This is a genomic window from Deltaproteobacteria bacterium, assembly GCA_021737785.1.
GTDB lineage: Bacteria > Desulfobacterota > DSM-4660 > Desulfatiglandales > Desulfatiglandaceae > AUK324.
This window is the reverse complement of the sequence record JAIPDI010000001.1, coordinates 240,588-257,080: the sequence shown is the minus strand read 5'-3', so window position 1 is coordinate 257,080 and position 16,493 is coordinate 240,588. Positions and strand designations below refer to the sequence as shown.

Annotated in this window: 13 protein-coding genes; 6 read left to right on the top strand and 7 right to left on the bottom strand. The window is 55.1% G+C overall.

Translation table 11 applies throughout. From position 1 onward, the window contains the following. Positions 1 to 150 precede the first annotated feature (150 nt). Together K9N21_01270 and K9N21_01265 are read left to right on the top strand one after the other, a co-directional pair. Entirely contained in the window at positions 151 to 1,815 is a 1,665-nt protein-coding gene (locus K9N21_01270) for an alpha-keto acid decarboxylase family protein (GenBank protein ID MCF8142528.1), read from the top strand. 145 nt (positions 1,816 to 1,960) lie between these two features. Continuing rightward, positions 1,961 to 2,884, top strand: coding sequence for a hypothetical protein (locus K9N21_01265; GenBank protein ID MCF8142527.1), 924 nt, complete (start codon positions 1,961 to 1,963; stop codon positions 2,882 to 2,884). Positions 2,885 to 3,015: 131 nt separating this feature from the next. On the opposite strand, the gene K9N21_01260 is transcribed toward K9N21_01265, so the two are convergent. The 7 genes from K9N21_01260 to K9N21_01230 form a co-directional block, all read right to left on the bottom strand. Beyond that, positions 3,016 to 3,210 (bottom strand): hypothetical protein, encoded by a 195-nt coding sequence (locus K9N21_01260; protein ID MCF8142526.1) that lies wholly within the window; start codon positions 3,208 to 3,210, stop codon positions 3,016 to 3,018. Beyond that, entirely contained in the window at positions 3,200 to 3,436 is a 237-nt protein-coding gene (locus K9N21_01255) for a hypothetical protein (GenBank protein ID MCF8142525.1), read from the bottom strand. Before K9N21_01255 ends, K9N21_01260 begins: the two co-directional genes overlap by 11 nt. Continuing rightward, positions 3,433 to 4,476, bottom strand: coding sequence for an endoglucanase (locus K9N21_01250; GenBank protein ID MCF8142524.1), 1,044 nt, complete (start codon positions 4,474 to 4,476; stop codon positions 3,433 to 3,435). The genes K9N21_01255 and K9N21_01250 overlap by 4 nt, the downstream gene beginning before the upstream one ends. 4 nt (positions 4,477 to 4,480) lie before the next feature. Next, positions 4,481 to 6,115, bottom strand: coding sequence for a glycosyltransferase (locus tag K9N21_01245; GenBank protein MCF8142523.1), 1,635 nt, complete (start codon positions 6,113 to 6,115; stop codon positions 4,481 to 4,483). 131 nt (positions 6,116 to 6,246) lie between these two features. Beyond that, a complete protein-coding gene (locus K9N21_01240; protein MCF8142522.1) occupies positions 6,247 to 9,564 on the bottom strand; it encodes a tetratricopeptide repeat protein in 3,318 nt (1,105 codons plus the stop codon). A 53-nt stretch (positions 9,565 to 9,617) separates the two neighbouring features. Continuing rightward, positions 9,618 to 10,310 (bottom strand): tetratricopeptide repeat protein, encoded by a 693-nt coding sequence (locus tag K9N21_01235; GenBank protein ID MCF8142521.1) that lies wholly within the window; start codon positions 10,308 to 10,310, stop codon positions 9,618 to 9,620. Next, positions 10,307 to 10,789, bottom strand: a complete 483-nt coding sequence (locus K9N21_01230; protein ID MCF8142520.1) for a tetratricopeptide repeat protein — start codon at positions 10,787 to 10,789, stop codon at positions 10,307 to 10,309. Before K9N21_01230 ends, K9N21_01235 begins: the two co-directional genes overlap by 4 nt. Positions 10,790 to 11,083: 294 nt before the next feature. Here K9N21_01230 and K9N21_01225 point away from each other — a divergent pair, with 294 nt between their 5' ends. From K9N21_01225 to uvrA, 4 genes are all read left to right on the top strand, one after another. After that, positions 11,084 to 11,824 carry a Mut7-C ubiquitin/RNAse domain-containing protein gene (locus K9N21_01225; GenBank protein MCF8142519.1) on the top strand — a complete coding sequence of 247 codons (741 nt, stop codon included), beginning with the start codon at positions 11,084 to 11,086 and terminating at the stop codon, positions 11,822 to 11,824. A 176-nt stretch (positions 11,825 to 12,000) separates the two neighbouring features. After that, the gene (locus K9N21_01220; protein ID MCF8142518.1) at positions 12,001 to 12,327 is read left to right on the top strand and encodes a hypothetical protein; all 327 of its coding nucleotides are present in this window, start codon (positions 12,001 to 12,003) and stop codon (positions 12,325 to 12,327) included. A 138-nt stretch (positions 12,328 to 12,465) separates the two neighbouring features. Then, positions 12,466 to 13,548 (top strand): 4-hydroxythreonine-4-phosphate dehydrogenase PdxA, encoded by a 1,083-nt coding sequence (gene pdxA / locus K9N21_01215; protein ID MCF8142517.1) that lies wholly within the window; start codon positions 12,466 to 12,468, stop codon positions 13,546 to 13,548. A gap of 67 nt (positions 13,549 to 13,615) precedes the next feature. Further along, a complete protein-coding gene (gene uvrA, locus K9N21_01210; protein ID MCF8142516.1) occupies positions 13,616 to 16,432 on the top strand; it encodes an excinuclease ABC subunit UvrA in 2,817 nt (938 codons plus the stop codon). Positions 16,433 to 16,493 lie beyond the last annotated feature (61 nt).

The window sequence follows — 16,493 nt, the reverse complement described above, 5'->3', positions numbered from 1 at the left end:
CGAAATGGGATACAAAGGCAATCTTCTCCGGCTCGTGAAAGATTTATTTCTGCCCTTTAAAGAGATCGAGCCGTTGAGAAGGTGTTTTTTTTGAGCGATGCGCAGGGAGAAAGTCGGCTTGCATGTCAGGGGCAAATGTGGGAATACAATATGCGTCAGACAGTGATACAATATGTGCTTTCCCGTCTTTTCGCCCTTGGCGTGACCGATATCTTTGGGGTACCGGGAGATTTTTCCTTCCCGGTCAATGACGCCATCTGCCAGGACGGTGATTTCCGCTGGATCGGTGACTGCAATGAACTGAATGCCGCCTATGCAGCCGACGGATATGCCCGCATTCGGGGCGTCGCAGCGCTATGCACCACCTACGGCGTGGGGGAACTCAGCGCCATCAATGGAATTGCCGGTTCCTACGCCGAACACCTTCCGGTCTTTCACCTGGTAGGGATGCCTGCAAGCGGGACCCAGAAATCCCGTAAGCTGGTCCATCATACCCTCGGCAACGGCCAATTCGATCTGTTTTACCATATGACCGAGCCCGTGGTCTGCGGGCGCGCCATCTTGACCCCGGATAACTGCCTCTGCGAGACGGAACGATTGATCGCAGCGGCGCTTTATCACCGCCGGCCGGTCTACATGGCCTTTCCCGCGGATTATGCGGATATGCCGGTGAACGGCACGGCACCGGCGATCGGCACTTGCGAGAGCGATCCACCGGTCCTCGAAACAGCCGTGGACGCCATTATTGACAGCGTGACCCGTGCCAAATCCGCCTGCGTCCTTCCAGGGGTCATCCTTTCCCGCTGCGGGCTCGGGAAGCACGCAGCAGATGTGGTGACTGCTTCAGGACTCCCCTTCGCCACCATGTTCATGGATAAATGCGTGCTGGACGAGACCCACCCGAATTATGTCGGCATGTATGATGGACGGCTCATGAACGAGGAGGTCCGCGAGTTTGTGGAAGGATGCGACTGCGTCATCCAAATCGGCGCTCTCATGACGGACCTGAACTCGGGTGCATTCACAGCGAGAATCGACCGCGCCAGGAGCATCAACATCATGCATCACCATGTGCGGGTGGGTCATGCCGGATATTCCAATGTGGAAATGCGGGATGTGCTGGAGGCGTTGGCAAAAAGGATTCCGAGGAGAACGGATGTAAAAGGTCCCCTGGCCCATGGGCTTGGAGCGCCAAAAGGGAATCCGGATGACAGGATCACCGCTGAGTATCTCTACCCGAGATGGCAGCAATTTTTAAGGCCGGGAGATGTCCTCATTGCGGAGACAGGAACCGCTTCCATGGGTCTCGGCTTCGCCGACATGCCGGAGGGATCGACGTTTCAAAATCAGACCCTGTGGGGCGCCATCGGCTGGGCCACGCCCGCAGCCTTTGGCGCGGCCCTGGCGGATGAAGGCCGGCGAACCGTCTTGGTCACCGGCGAAGGCGCCCATCAGCTCACCGCCCAGGAGGTCAGCATGTTTTGCCGCTATGGTCTGAAGCCGATTATCTTCGTGCTCAACAACAACGGCTATCTCATCGAACGGCTCCTCTGCAAAGACCCTGACATCTACTACAACGATCTGGCGGAGTGGCGCTACCATCTTTTGCCCGAAGCCCTGGGCTGCGACAACTGGTTCACTGCCCGTGCCACCACCTGTGGTGAACTCGATGCGGCCATTTGGAAAGCGGAGAGCTGCGGCAGCGGCGCATATATCGAGGTAGTGACAGACACCTATGTTGCACCGCCCCTGCCACAGAAATTACATGATTCGCTCAAGACCTTCTACGCGTCCTCCCCGAAAAAGAGTTCGTGAGCGCATTCGTCCCGCCCCCTGAGTCCCATCTGGATAATTGACCGTCATTTTAGTCATTGACATCCAATTCAGGCTCCGGTATGGTCCCTTTTCGCAAAAAATAGGATATCGATTCAACTAAAGCCAACGAAAGGAAAAATAGAAGATGAAAAAGTTCTATCTGAAGATGGGCTCACTTTTTTTTGGAATGAGTCTGATACTGGCGGCAGCGGCATACGCTGCGGAACAACCTTACCTGGTGCTTGAAGGCCCTGACGTGGTGCACGTCGGCGACACCGTGACCTATACCGTCGAGACCGTGGGGGGGACCGACAGCAGTTATGAGTGGTGGTGGGGGTACAGGACAAATGATTGCGCGACCATTGAAAACGGCGTTTTAACCGCTGTCAGCCCAGGAATTATAGGAATCCGGGTCGCAGGCAACAACACCGGGGCAGAGCGTCAGGCCCAACTCCATGTGGAGGTTGTCGCCAATGAAAACGGCGATGTGGGCATTTCAGGGCCGGACAAGGTGGCCATCGGCAGCAAGGTGGTCTTTTCCGCAACCACGGGGGGTGTCGCAAGTGAAAGCTACAGCTGGGTGATCATCTATTCCAGTTCCAGTAGCACAGAGGTCGCCAGGCTGAACCGCGACACAGGAGAGCTTGAAGGGATCAGCGAGGGGACGGTTATTATCTGCGCATTCGGCACGAGTTCGGGTCGTGCCGGTGAAAAAACCGTTCAGATCGTAAGATCGGAAAAGCAGACCGCCACGGTGAGTATTTCAGCCGGTCTGGGCGAGGGCTTTACGCTGGATCTCATGTTGTTCATCAAGGGGGACATCCCGCAGGGCGCATCCCTCTACATCGCCGTATTGTATGACGGCGTCCTTCGCTATCTTCCCGGTCTCAGCACATCCCCTGCGCCCTTTCGCACCAATCCATCGGAGACCTTTTATGAAAAAGTGCTTTCCGTGCCGATCACAAGTATCCCCTTCAAGGAATATACCTTTTATGCGGCCCTGCTCGATGATTCATTCCAATTCGTGAGCAACCTGGATACGGCAGTGGTTTCAGCGGGATATAAGTAAGCGGGTCCCCAGGTTCCTGTCCCGGGATAAAAAACGGCGGCCATGGCTGACGGATTCAGCCATGACCGCCAATGGACATTCTTTCAAAGGATGCGGTGCTTATGGCGATCACCATGGTGCGCACGCCCGGCTTATCCGACCAATAGATCCTTAAGATCCTGAATCAGCATATCGTGGGCCTTTTCATCACGGGCCAACTGGCCGAATATTTTTTTGTACTCTGGATGGCTCAGTTGATCGTGGAGATAGTGGTAGGTCTCGTACATCTTGGTTTCGATCTTCTGGATTTGATCGAAATAACTCAAGAGATCGTCTTCAGTAAACATCGATGGATTCTCCCTGGATCCGCCTCAAAAGAGTATCCAGCAGGTTTTTGTGTTCCCTGTTTGCCTCGATGAGAATATCGAGGGTCTTTTTTACCTGAGAGAGCCGGGATTCCGGAAGCCCGCTTCGACCCACAATCGCCGCAAGGTGCCTGGCATAGATGGTAATGGCGCTCTCCTCCGTCTTAATGCCCTCTTGAATATGGCGGATTAATTCTTCCTTGGTCATTTTCTAAACCCCCTGATCCATCCATGGGGGGAACACCGGGTCGGCCCCGGGAGATTCCCGTATAAGGCCGCTTGCCCCCTGTTGATGCGCCAGTCGGTTTCCTTATTGACGTGAAACCACACAAGGCCGTTGAGTTCCCATCCCCTTGCCGTCTCAAATGCATTCTTGATCCACAACCCCTTATCGCCCCCCTGATTGACACTGGCCGTCTCAAAGACGAAAACAGGCTTGTTCGGGGCTAACCCACGCAGCTTTTCCCAGGCGGGACGGAATATGTCATCGAACTCTCTCCACTGGCTGTCCCATCCGTTGGCCGCCTTTGTCTGGGTGGTTCCCCAATTGTAGCCATCCATCCCCAGGATATCAACGTATGCCGATCCGGGATAGTATGCCTCCACCCGATTCCAAGAGGCGGTCGGATCATAGGAAACATTGGGCACCGATTCCGCATTGGGGCAGAAGACCCATACCGCATTGTCCGCACCGGCCTCTTGAAACAGGGTTACGACATATCTGAACATCCGTTTGTAGGTGGAGGGGCTTTCAGGACCGTATCCAGAAGGGTCGGTTCCCCAGTGATACCGCGCAATGTTCATCTCGTGGCCGAATCGTATCATGAACGGCCGGTTCCACGATGCCGCCTCCCGGGCAAATCCCTTCAGGTATTCATCGTATGCCCCGTGGACAATGGCTTTCCAGGGAACCATGATCTCACGACCCTCGCTGAAATACATGGGCTCCCAGGTCAGGCAGGGAATGGCCCCGGAGTGCCAGATGGCATCCAGGCTTCCCTTTGGAAACCGGCTGGATGTCTGGTCTCCGATGGGGGGCCACTGAAGAAAGAAAACCACCATCTGAGGCGTTACCGCGATCTCCTCCCCTGTCTCTATTAAGCGTTCTTTGGTGATCGGATATCCATCCAGGGCCACGCCGAAGAAGAACGGGCGGGAATCCTGCGGGCGCGATTCGGCCCCAAGCAGCGGCGGAAAGAGGAGCAGGATGGAAAGCCAGGGCAACAGCCGGTAATTCCGGGATATCATGGATTCAGTCCTCTTCAGGGGTGTTAAAGTAGAGCACCGAAGACAATATCAGAAAATGATAAAAACACCAGAACATATTGACAATAAGGGCGGCTATGGGCTCCCGTTCGTAGATGATCCGGTTGATGCCCCAGATGACTGCCGAAAAAGTCAGGACGGCCATGGAGAGCTGAATCCAGAGGGCCTTGAGCGGCAATTGGAGGGCGCCGCTCTTGGGCGTGATGCCGAAGGTGCCTTTGACCCCCAGGAGTCCCAGTATGGACGCCTTGATATAAACCGGAAAGGTAACGGCCATCAAAAGCTGTCCCTGGATCACATCTTTGAAAAGATAGCTGCGTTGCCTCAGGGTCCAGAAAAAAATCATAATGGTGAGGACAAAATAGGGAATAAAAAAAATCGCATAGATTTCCGGCCTTGCAAAATAGCTGGGCACGTCCAGAAACAAGTACAGGAGTGGACAGAGGACCAGTATCAAAAAAACCAGGCCGATGAAGTAATGGGTGCTTGACAGGAAATATTCCCACCACTTTACAAAGACCAGCTGTCTGGGGTTGTGCATGAAGACCCGGACGATCTCTCTGAGCAGGCCTATTGTGCCGAGGGCCCATCGGAACTGCTGCTTGAAGTATCCGCCCAGATCCTCAGGACCCATCCCGAACGCCAGCACCTTGCCGATATAGGCGGACTTCCATCCCTTGAGGTGGAACTTCAAGGAGGTTGCAAAGTCTTCGGTCACCGATGTCTCATCAAATCCCCCCACATCCATCAGGGCCTCGCGTCTGAAGATGACATTGGTGCCGCAGCAGAACATGGCATCGGTGAGGCTCTTCCCCTCGCAGATGTATTCGTAAAATACCGCCTGCTGCAGACCTGCGGCCCGCGCAATCCGGTTGGACTCAAAATTGGTATAATACTGAGGGGTCTGAATAAAGGCCAGCCGGGGGGTTGCCTCCATCCTGGCCACCAGGGGCTCCACAAATTCGGGCAACGGGTTCTGGTCGGCGTCGAACACCACGATGTATTTTTCCTTTTCGGGTTTTTCCGTGCCTGAATAATCGTGACATTCGAACCCTTCCTTTGGATTTCCCTCGATATGGTCGAGGAAATCATTGATCATGCCTGCCTTGGCGCCGCGCCATTGCCGCCGGAAAAGACACACCCCGATGCGCCGACACATTTCGTCGATCGCCTCCCGGTAGCGGCTTCGCTCCTCAGGGTCCCGGTCGGGGAGATCATATCGCGTGTCGTCCAGAAAGTAGATACGTTTGTTGGGGTAGGCGAGATTGTAAAAGGTGATCAAGGTATCCTCTACGACCTCGAGAGGTTCATTAAAGGAAGACACAATGATGGCCACGGGCGGATAGGTTTCGAGCGGCGGCGGGTCCTCATCAGTCTGAACCAGGCCTTTTCCACGGACGACGATATGGAATATTTCGAGAAAATAGCCGATGCCATGAATGATAATAAAGGTTTCGGCGAATAGGAGAAAAAGTGCCGCAATCTTTTCATACCAGTGATAATCCAGGATCAGAAAGAGAAAGGTCCTTACCAGGAGATACACCACGGCCAGGAGGATAACCCCCATCGGAAGAAGAAGGAGTCCTATACGGCCCAGCCGGTATGGCGACTCTTTTGTCATGGCGTTAAACTGGATGTTCGATGCTGGATACTGGATCCTGGTTACTGGATTAATCCCCTTGCGCCTCTGCTTGCTCGTTGCTTTCAGCTTCCGCCTCGTCGCTCCCTGCTCCCTGCTCCCCGCTCCCTGCTTCAAAACTGATACTTGATATCGGCCCAGACGCCTTCCGCATCCCACAGCTTGGAACGGTGGATCAGGCCCTTGATGCTGAATGTCCAGTGATCGAGGAACTCATAGTGCCATTCGCCCCGGAGTTCAATGGACGGATTATGCTCCGTATCGGTCCCCACGGCCACGGCCAGATCGTAAAAATGGAGCTGGCTGCCGCAGAACAGGAGTTTCGAAAGGTCATGATACCATTCAAATGTAACGGCTCCCGCGTAATAGTCTTTCGGGGTCCAATAGGGATGGGTGATGTCAACAAGAACGCCGTTTTCATAGTCGTACACGTCCTGTTTTCGAGTATTGCGATATTCTCCGGTCAAGGCGACCTTGAATATCCTGGGATGGTCGGTAAATGAATACCCCGCGCCTGCCATGTAGTGCAGGCCGTCATTGTTATCGCTGTAGCTCAGGTATCTGGCCTGTCCCAGAAGCTCCAGCCGCCGGGTGATATGGGAATTGAGGGTCAGCCACCAGGCATCGGCCTGTATCCCCTGTCTGATTCCGAAATAGTTGTAGAGTTCATCGGTTCGGTCATACCCCAGACCGACCGTGACATAGTCTTTCAGATTCACCCAGATACGGCCGTAACCCGTATCGGTGTTCTCGAATCGGCCGTCTCTATAGATCTTCTTGGTCCAGCCTGCCTCTCCTTTGATATAGGGGTTCAATACGCCGCTGACGCCGAGGGTAAAGCCGTTCGCCTTGTAGGAGTCATGGGTATAGCTCGGGTGCTCGACCCAGTGATGGCCGATGAGTTTGAGATGAAACCGGCAGTCGATGGGCACGTCCACCCCCAGGTCGGTGCGATACCGGTCGATCTCGGTCAGCCCGTCTCTCCCGCGTTCGGACCAGTAGATCTGTCCCAATTTGAGAGAGGGGCTGCGACGGATCTCCAGGCGTTTCATGGCCCTCCCTGCCAGGCTGTGGAATTTGTCCATATCCAGGAGTCGCCGGTAGGTCGTTTCTTCACGATTGCACAGGCCCAGGGCACACTGGAGTTGGGCGTAATCGAAGATCGCCTCCTGGTTTCCCGGCGAAAAAGCGAGTAATTCCTCATAGGCATCCATGGCCTGGGTGGGCCGTCGATTCCATGTAAGACGTTTGCTCTCTTCTTCGAGGTATGCCGCCTTTTGGATGGCGAACGCGGGGTAAAGCCGGGCCCGTATGGCGTCGATCTGGCTGTTTGTATCCGGGGAGAGGGAAGACTTCAGATTTGTCAGCTCATTATTGAACGCCTCAAACCCTTGAAAGACCGATCCCTGCGCCGCATTCTCAGCCAGGCGATTTACAGCGGCAATCAATTCAGGATTGCCGGATACCTCAGCAACAGGCCTCAGAGATTGGGCCAGTTGTGCGTCAACAGGGGGCGTCACAAGCGCCTTGTAGGCATCGAAGGCCTGATCCATCTTTTTGGCCCATACGGCCGTGCGGGCCTTTTCGATTTGAGGGACCGGATCAGCGGGGGCCATATCATGGATGTTGTCATATAACGCGATGGATTTATTGTACTGTCGGCCCCACCCCAGGGCCCTGGCCCAGCCCATGAGAATCTTCCGGTTGCCGGGAAATACCTGTGAGAGGGCATCGAACCGTTCCCCAGCCGGATCGTACCGGTGATCGATGGCGAGGACTTCAGCCAGGCCGATCTGTGATGGGAAATAGTCTGGGTCGCGCTCTATAGAGGCATTGTAACACTGGATGGCAATTTCGTTGAACCCGTGCATTGCATACAGCCTCGCCCATCTTTCCAGTGTCATGGCCGAGAGGTCCTTATCCCGCAACAGGGCGTTCACAAAGTCCTCGGATGTGGCCGTATTTGACCCCACCGCATAAAATCGGGCTTCTATATCCTGTGGATCAACCCCGAGGGCTTTTTTAAAGCAGGGGCGGGCAAGGTCGTCTTTTCCCTGTTCCAGATAGGTCTTTCCCATGCCGATAAGGCCCTTGACGCGGCAGCACGGCATCTTTGACAATCTCGAGTAGATTGCCAGTGCATCCTCATATCGCTTTTGGAGGAACAGGATATCCGCCTTCAGGAGAAGACCTTGGGGATTATCGGGGTCACGCTCAAGCAGTCGGTCAACATATTTCTCGGATGTACGGAAATTTTTCTCCAGGCGTTTTAACTGGGCAAGCCCCATGAGGATTTCGCCTGAATCAGGGGATTTCGGAAGCATTTGTTTGTAGATCCCTTCTGATTCGGCAAACCGCTCCTGACTTCTCAGAAGGGCGGCCAACCGGAGGGCTGCCTCCCTGTCTTGAGGGTGGGCATGAAGATGCTCGCGGTAAATCCTTTCGGCCCCGTAAAAATCCCCCCACATATTCATCCGGTCCGCCAGTTCGAGCCGGATGGTCTCGGGCCGATCGCTACGTCGAATGGCCTCCAGATAGAGGTCGCGGCATCGCGCAGCGTGTCCGAGACTTGCCTCCAGGTCAGCCAGGGCAACCAGGGTTTCAGGGTTATTCAGGGCCGTTCGTTGAATACTCCCGGCAAGGGAAACGGCCTCTCGGGTATCCCCTTTCCGGATGAGGACACGCGCCATCTCCAGGACGATGAGGGGGTCTTCAGGTTTCTGACGGAGAAGGATCCTGTATGCGTTGAGCGATTCATCCAGGGTGGCATCGTCGTAGGAGAGAATCCTGGCAAGGGCCAGTCGGGCGTCCGTATCGGTGATCCACTGGTCTTTGGGGATCAGCCCATCGGGGGTGTGCGCCGGCGGCTTATGCGCCGTCTCCTCCTTTTCGATTTTGTTGTGGATGCGAACCGTAATTCGATATGGATCTTCGAGAAAAACGGCATTGATCCTGTTATGGTCTGCACCAAGATCAAACACGATCCTTACCGTCTCTCGGTCGAACTGACCCACCCTGATGGCCTTCAGAAGAGGATGGTTGATGCCGTAATTTCGTTGGACCCCGGTCCGGATTTTTGCATGGTTCAGGTCAAGAAAAACCCTCTCCGGGTTCTGCAATCGGTTTTCCTGGAATTTCAGCGGCCCGGAAAGAGAGATAACGGCATCTATTCCCCGCGGGGTTCTCTCCCATGTCAGGCCGGTCAAGTCAACCATCGACCGGGGGGACCGGAGCGCGTATACCGAGTATGGAGCAATCAGGGAGGTACACAGGATGGTGAAGAAGAGGATGTATCCGTATCTCCGTCCTATTCTTGATGTTGGCGTGCGCTGAGGCAGATCCTTTGGGAGGCGGAAAGACGTCGCCCTTCCGAGGCACGTCAGCAATGTCGTCAAGAGAACCAATGCCATATATCCATCCGCCTGATCCATGAGGATTGTCCTATCAAGACCGTCATTGTTGAAAGCTCCCTGGCAGCACCGACTCAATCCAGGGTTTTCTTCAGTTCCGCAGCGGCTTCGGCATGTTTACCGGCCCAGATGAGCACAAAGGCATACCGCCTTCTCACCTGTATATCGTCGGGCCGTGCCTCCAGGATCTTTCGGAATTCAGCCAGGGATGCATCGTATTTCCTCTGCCAGCTCAGCATTTCCGCCAGCTTGAGCCTCACGGCCTGGTCCTCGGAGTGGCTCTCCAGGTAGGCCCTGTACAGGGGTTCTGCCTTTGCATAATCTTTTTGCGCCACAAAAAGATCGGCCATCAGGACCTTTGTGTCTCCGGTGATGTCTTTTGGCGGGACCTGCTCCAGGATATGGGCTGCCGCCTTTTGATCGCCCTTCCAGAAAAGGACCTTGGCCATCTCGACCCTTGCTTCCGTAAGCCCGGGCTTTTCTTTCAGGACCTTTTCGTATTCGGCAATTGACTCATCGTATCGCTTCACATAACTGAGGACCCGGGCCAGCTCCCAACGGGCGACCCAGTCCGGGATATCCTCTCCGGGTTTCACCTGCTCCGGATTGGCCCCCTGTGATTCGGGGGGTGAAGTGCCTTGAGTGATGAGTGGAATGGGGAATTTTGGCGTAGCTTCCTCTGAAAAGGCAGGGGGTGTCCCCAACAGACAGAGCCATGACAGCAATACGCATGCAAACAGAAGACATCGGACTTTTGAGCTTTTCATTTTTCTTCTCCCAGGGCTTTTCTGTATTGAACAATGGCCTCATCAAAACGATCGGACCAGGACAAAACCCTTGCTAAAAGGATACGGACGGATCTGTCTTCGGGTTCCTTTTGAAGGAACTTCTGATAGAGGGTGATGGCATTTTTAAATCGGCCGAAGGCCACGTAGATATTGGCCAGTTCCTTCAAGACCGGCAGTTTATGCGGGGTCTGATTGAGGATGTTCTCGAAGATCGTTGCGGCTTCTGCAAATTGACCGGTGGCGACATAGGAGGTCCCCAGGTGGTTCAGGAGCCTCGGTGTTTCAAACCCGTTTTTGAGCAGTCGGGTGTAGCAGGGGATGGCCTCTGCATAGGCCTTTTTGGAAAAGTAGACCTCCGCCTTACGAAACAGGACCCAATCGGGCTTCAATAGATGGTAGGCCAGCGTGGTGAGAAGGGCAGTGGCGATCAGGCTTGCTGCCAGGGCAGAGCGTTTCATGAAGAGGCCTTTTCCGTGATGGGAGAATCACTATTACAAACCAAACGCTGATCCTAACTGCCGTTTGAGGTCTCCGGGCCATTCGGAAATTACCGGATATATATATAAGAAACCGCCTGATCCGGTCAAGAAAAAAGCCGATGGACAGCCGGGTGGGCAGATCATACTGTCCTGATGCCGGTCATTGTTTGGGGGTGGCAGGAAAAAGGGTGTATACTGAATACAAGATGATGGGGTGTGATTCGGACCAGAATCAGACGGGACCATGAAGCCTTAAAGCGAAGGGGATAGAGGATGCCGGCCGCGACTTTCCGTTTTTATGAAGAGCTGAATGATTTTCTGCCGCCGGAACGCCGTAGGCGGGAGTTTAAAGGGGTGTTCAAAGGGAGACAATCTGTAAAGGACATGATTGAGGCCATCGGCGTGCCGCACACGGAAGTGGATCTTATTTTAGTGAACGGGATATCGGTGGATTTCGGATATATGGTGCAGGATAAGGACCGGGTCAGTGTATATCCGGTGTTTGAATCCCTTGATATCCGGGACGCGACCCGTCTAAGGGATCTGCCCCTCAGGCAAACCCGGTTCATTGCAGATGTCAACATCGGCGATATCGTGAAATATATGCGGGCCCTGGGGCTGGACGTCTATTGTGATCCAAGGTTGTCCCCGGCCGATATCGTCCGGATATCCAGAGAAGAGAATAGGACGATCCTGACCAAGAGCAGAAAGCTCCTCAAATTCAGAGACGTCACCCGGGGGATATTCCTGCGACCCGGAACCCCTGTCGAGCAGATCAGGAGGATCATGGATTTGCTGTCGCTGCGTGGGGTGATTGTACCTTTTTCAAGGTGTCTTCGGTGCAACAGCCCCCTCGCCAGGGTCACCAAGGAGAGCGTATGTGACAGGATCCCCCCAAAGGCCAGGGCCTGTCACGAGGACTATTCATATTGCAGCGGGTGTGACAGGATCTACTGGCAAGGGACTCATTTTGCCAGGATCAAGAAGAAGGTGGATGAGATTCTTGTCGAATGAAAGACCCCGGGCGAGCCCTTATTTTTCCCTTGAGACCGGATCTCAAAACTGGTAGTTTCTATACAAGATGTGGCGACGGCGACATGACGGGATTGGCATCGGACGGTATCCAGGCTCCATCGGGTCGGTCGTGGTATGTCAAGACCCGACAACCTTATAATTCACAGGAGGCACGGATGAAAGTCAAGGTCGTTGAAAAGGTAAAATTTGCCGTTGGAAAGTGGAAAGAGGCCGGCCCGCTGATGAAACGCTTTAAGGAAGTGGGAGAGAAGAACGGTTACCCTCCATTCAAGATGTATGTGTATATCAGCGGCGGGGATGCAGTGCAGACCCTCACATTTGAAAGCGACTGGGACAGCCTTGCCCGCATGGAGACATTGATGGACAGGATGATCGCTGATCCGGAAATGATGCAGATGATGCAGGAGTGGGCAGGGGCCGTGGAAAGCCATGAGGTTTCCATATTAAAGGAGGTCTCCCCGGAAGAACTTGGCATGATGTAAGGCAACGGCCAAGATCCAACTCGATCCGGGCCCGGTCTTTTTTTTTGGCCGGGCTTTGTTGTGTGTGAAAATCGAGACGCCTTCAACATACATGAATCGCGCGAATGCCATACCTGCGTTTTCAATGGAGGGAAATGGTTGAATAGGTTACCGCTGATAGGGATTACCACGGGCGATCCTGCAGGAATCGGTCCGGAGATCATTGCCATGACCCTGGTGGACAAGACCATCTATGAATGCTGTCGGCCCGTGGTCCTGGGGGATCCCGGGGTCTTCCTGTCCGCCCTTTCGCGCTGTTCCCTCGGGGGTGTACGAGGATTGTCGGTGAACGTGATCCCGACACCGGATCAGGCCGGGGGAAGGCCCGGGGTGGTGGATCTGATGGCCGTTTCCCAATTGGAGGATGGGGCGTTCCTGCCCGGCAGACCGTCGGCGGCCGGGGGCCGGGCCATGGTGGCCTACATCATCCGGGCGGTGGAAATGGCCCTGCGGGGTGATATCGCCGGTATGGTTACCTGCCCCATCAGCAAGGCGTTGATGCAGGAGGCCGGATATGCCTTTGAGGGGCACACCCAACTGATCGCCCACCTGACGGACACATCCGATGTTGTCATGATGCTGGCCGGAGATCGGCTTCGGGTAACCCTTGTGACCATCCACTGCGCCGTCAGGGACGTGCCGCAGCTTCTGACCCGGGACGGGGTCCTCAAGACGATTCGAATTACCGAAAGGGCCCTGAGACGGGATTTCGGGCTGCGGAGTCCCCGCCTGGCCGTAGCTGCCCTCAATCCCCACGGGGGCGAGGCCGGGCTGTTCGGGGATGAGGAGACCACCATCATTGCTCCCGCTGTAGAGGAGGCCCAAAAAGAGGGCCTTCAGGTGGAAGGGCCATTTCCCGCCGATACCCTGTTTCACAAGGCGGTATCCGGCGCATACGACGCAGTGGTGGCCATGTACCACGATCAGGGGCTCATCCCCCTCAAGCTCCTCCATTTCTCCGATGCGGTGAATGTGACCCTGGGTCTTCCCATCATCCGAACATCGGTGGACCACGGCACGGCCTATGATATCGCCGGGACCGGAAAGGCCGATCCTTCCAGCCTCAAGGCCGCCATCCGAACGGCGGTGCTGATGGCCGAAAACCGGGAGCGCAACCGCGCACCCGATGACCTCTGCGATCTTAATAAACCCGATAAACTCAGAAATCCGGTGTCCCAATAAATTCGATGCCCCTGAAACCTTGCATATCACCGATCACCGATAACGGATAACTCATGACCAATACCCTATGACCGACACCATTAAAATCAGAGGGGCCAGACAGCACAACCTCAAGGATATCTCCCTCGATATCCCGAGGAACCGGTTTGTGGTGATTACCGGTTTGTCCGGTTCAGGCAAGTCCTCTCTGGCCTTTGACACCATCTATGCAGAGGGCCAGCGGCGGTATGTGGAGTCGCTCTCCGCCTATGCCAGACAGTTCCTGGAGCAGATGGACAAACCGGATGTGGACTCCATCGAAGGGCTGTCCCCGGCCATTGCCATTGACCAGCGGAGCGCCAGCCGAAATCCCCGTTCCACCGTGGGGACGGTCACTGAAATATACGACTACCTTCGGATCCTTTTTGCACGGGTCGGGCAGCCATACTGCCCCGAATGCGGTCTGGAAATCCGCTCCCAGACCACCCAGGAGATCGTCGACCAGATCATGGCCCTGGAAGAGGGGAGCAGGGTCCAGATCCTGGCGCCCCTGATCGAGGGACGGAAGGGCGCCTATCAGAAGCTTTTCCAGGGACTCCGGAAGGATGGGTTCACCCGGGTCATGATAGACGGAGATGTCAGGCCGTTAGACGAGGAGATCACCCTTGAAAAGAACAAGAAGCATGAGATCCGGGTGGTGGTGGACAGGCTCGTCATTAAACCGGATATTCGGAGACGTCTGACCGACTCGCTGGAGCTTACCCTCTCCCTTTCAGGTGGAAAGGCTGCTGTGGACGTTGTCGGCGGCAGGATCCTTTTCTTCAACCAGAGGGCCGTCTGTCCCAAATGCGGTCTCAGCATTCCTGATCTGACCCCCCAGATGTTTTCCTTCAACAATCCCCAGGGGGCCTGCGAGGCGTGTAGCGGCCTGGGGACCAAGCGATATTTCGATCCGGAGCTCATCGTCCCGAATCCCGACCTTTCTCTGAGAGAGGGGGCTATTGCACCATGGGCGAACCGGCATTCGGTGCATTTCCAGCAGATGCTCGACTCCCTGTGCCAGCATTATGGGATCCGTATTCATACCCCTTTCAGAGACCTCCCCAAGGCGATTCAGAATGTTTTTTTCCATGGATCCGGATCAGAGGAGATCCAGTTCTATTTTGAAAGGGAAAACCGGAGGTATTCATATAAACGTCCTTTTGAGGGGATTATCCCCAATCTGGACCGGCGGTATCATGAGACAGATTCGTACCCGGTGAGGTACGAGATCGAGAACTATATGAGTATCCGACCCTGTCCTGTCTGTCAGGGGGCGAGACTGCAGCCGGTCAGCCTGGCGGTCAGGGTGGGAGGAAAGGGCATCCACGAGGTGACCGGCCTTTCCATTGAAGGGGCATATGGGTTTTTCGAGGTCCTGAAGCTGAATCCCAAGGAGGAGCTGATCGCCCGCAGGGTGCTCAAGGAGATTCGGGACCGGATCGGTTTTTTGTTGAGCGTGGGACTCGATTACCTCACCCTCGATCGTTCATCCGGCACCCTGTCAGGGGGGGAGGATCAACGGATCAGGCTCGCCACTCAGATCAGTTCGAGGCTTGCCGGGGTACTCTATGTGCTGGACGAACCGAGCATCGGTCTTCACCAGAGAGATAACTTGAGACTTTTGCAGAACCTGAGACGTCTCCAGGAATTGGGGAACACGGTCTTGGTGGTGGAACATGACGCAGAGACGATTCTGTCGGCGGACCATGTCATCGACATGGGTCCCGGCGCGGGAATGAAGGGGGGCGAGGTGGTCTTTGACGGTCCCCCTGGTGCATTAATGTCTCACAAGGAATCTCTGACCGGCGCCTATCTGTCCGGCAGGCAATCCATCCCTATTCCCGCGAAGCGGCGGCGGGGCAACGGAAATGCGATAGTCATAGATGGTGCACGGGAGAACAACCTGAAAGATGTGGTTGCTGCCATCCCGCTGGGGACCTTTACCTGTGTCACAGGGGTATCGGGTTCCGGGAAGAGCAGCCTTATCAACGGGGTCCTCTATCCGGCCCTCAGTCAGCGGCTGTACCGTTCAAAGGAAAGGGTGGGGCCTGTCAGGGCGATCAGGGGGATGGAACACCTCGACAAGGTCATCAATATCGACCAGAGTCCCATCGGGAGGACCCCCCGTTCAAACCCTGCCACCTATACGGGGGCATTTACCCATATTCGGGAACTCTTTTCCATGCTCCCCGAATCGAAGGCCCGGGGGTACAAGCCCGGTCGATTCAGTTTTAACGTCAAGGGGGGGAGATGTGAGGCGTGCAGGGGCGATGGGATCATCAAGATCGAAATGCATTTTCTCCCGGATGTCTATGTCACCTGTGAGGCGTGCAAGGGGCTTCGGTATAACCGGGATACCCTGGAGATCGCCTACAAGGGATATCATATCGCCAAGATCCTGGATATGACGGTCAACCAGGCCTTTGCCTTTTTCGAGAATGTTCCGAGCATACGGAACAAGCTCAAGACCCTCGTGGAAGTGGGATTGGGCTATATTCGATTGGGGCAGCAGGCCACGACCCTCTCCGGAGGGGAGGCCCAGCGGATCAAGCTTTCAAAGGAGTTGAGCAAGCGCAATACCGGAAGGACGTTGTATCTCCTTGACGAACCCACAACAGGTCTCCATTTCGCCGATATTCAGAAGCTGCTGGAGGTGCTCAATTACCTGGTGGAGATGAAAAACACGGTTGTGGTGATCGAGCATAACCTGGATGTTATCAAAACGGCCGATCATATCATTGATCTCGGCCCGGAGGGGGGTGAAAAAGGGGGCACCATTGTAGGGGCGGGATCCCCGGAGGAGGTGGCGATGATCAAGGGGTCCTATACCGGACAGTTCTTGAAAGATATCCTCAAAAAATAAGCTGGAGCCGAATAGGCGAAAGCAGCTGTCTCACAAAAGGCCACGGGAATGTGCCCGGTGT